The organism is Ornithinimicrobium sp. (genome assembly GCF_030537745.1).
Taxonomy (GTDB): Bacteria; Actinomycetota; Actinomycetes; order Actinomycetales; family Dermatophilaceae; genus Ornithinicoccus.
Window position 1 is genome coordinate 42218 of the sequence record NZ_JAUNVI010000025.1, and the last position, 1567, is coordinate 43784.

The 1567-nt window shown below is 68.1% G+C and carries 2 protein-coding genes; one reads left to right on the plus strand and one right to left on the minus strand.

Features of this window, described 5'->3' with window-relative positions:
* Nucleotides 1-405: DUF2332 family protein (locus Q4P07_RS07415; RefSeq protein ID WP_303374269.1), on the plus strand; the 405-nt coding region annotated here is incomplete at its 5' end.
* A 21-nt stretch (nucleotides 406-426) separates the two neighbouring features.
* Here Q4P07_RS07415 and Q4P07_RS07420 read toward each other — a convergent pair.
* Entirely contained in the window at nucleotides 427-1353 is a 927-nt protein-coding gene (locus tag Q4P07_RS07420; RefSeq protein WP_303374270.1) for a CPBP family intramembrane glutamic endopeptidase, read from the minus strand.
* Nucleotides 1354-1567: the final 214 nt, after the last annotated feature.

Sequence of the window (1567 nt, forward strand, 5' to 3'; positions counted from 1 at the left end):
GACGCCCGCTGGCTCCGCTCGCTGATCTGGCCCGGCCAGCCCGAGCGAGAGGAGCGGCTAAACCACAGCCTGCGGATCGCGGCCACCGAGACCGTCCACCGGGTGCGCGGCGATCTCGTCGAAGAGCTACCCGCGCTGGCTGCCCAGGCGCCGCCCGGCGTCACCCTGGTGGTCTTCCACAGCGCGGTGCTGGCCTACCTGCCACTCGCCGCGCGCGAGCGATTCGTGGAATCGGTAACCAGCCTGGACGCGACCTGGATCTCCAACGAAGGGGTCCACGTGGTGCCTGGGCTCGCTGCGCGGCTCCCCGAAGGAGAAGACAGCGGCGCCGAGTTTGTCCTTGCTGTCGACGGGCGGCCGGTGGCCAGGACCCAACCCCACGGCCGGTCCCTACGCTGGTTGTAAGGGCGTCCAAGGGGCGTCCCACTACACGGCGGACGCACTTGGTACTGCTAGGTCATCGAGCCGGGCGGCTTTCACCCGGCGGGCGTGAACCACGAGGCAGATCCCGCAGATGGCGAACAGCGCGGCGGTAGACCAGAGGCTGACGTGCTCGTCGTCCATCCGCAGCCACAACTGGGATACCCCGGTCACCAGGTGATCACCGCCGTGCAGCCCGATCGCGGCCCAGGTGGACCCGGTGACGGCCCGAAGCCCGCCCGCGGCGAAGCCCAAACCGGTCGCGGACAACACGTAGATGAGCTTGGAACTCACGGTGTCGCCGCTGCCCTGGGACACCAGGTGCAGCACCCCGAAGGCCACGCCCGAGATCACCACGGCAGTCCACACGGGGAGCCGCTCGGCCAACGTGCCTTGCAGGTAGCCCCGGAACAACAGCTCTTCGGGGATACCCTGCAGCAGGAACGCGACTGCGAGGAGGGACAGCATCCCGAGCACTATGTCGCCAGCGGGGAGGTCCGCGAATTCCACACTGGCGGTTCCGCTGAGGAACTGATCCGCGATGCCGAACCCGAGCACCACCGCCGCAGCGCCGATACCCAGCGCCAGCCAGAGAAGTGCCCTACCCCTTCCCCAAGCCATCCCCAGGCTGATCGAACGGTCACCCTCGACGAAACGGCGCAGGACCACCACTACCGCCACTCCGACCGTGAGGGACCCCACGCCCGCAAACATCACCTCCGACCTCTCGGGCGCACCCAGCACCCTGGCCAGTTGGAGGCCTCCGAGGGCGCCCACGACCGCGAAGACAAACATCGCGACCATGGACATCAGCGTCCGCCACAGCGCTCCCCACACAGGCCGGGAGGTTCGCGAGTAACGGCTCGGGCCAGCAGGTGCGTCCTTGGATGAGGGGGCTTCGACGTCGAAGGCGTGGGGGGTGTGATTGCTCATGAGGATGACGCTAGGAGCCACGAACCACCGGCACATCGACCGGAGGTCACGTCATCGGTCATCGACCGTCGGTCGCCACCGTGACCTCGGTCATGGTGGGGTGCATGACCGCCGACACGTTCGCGGCTTCAGCGTGGGGGCTTTTCGCGGACGTAGATCTGCTTGCGCACCCGGGCCACAACGGTGCCGTCGGCAGTGACCACGTCCGTCTCGA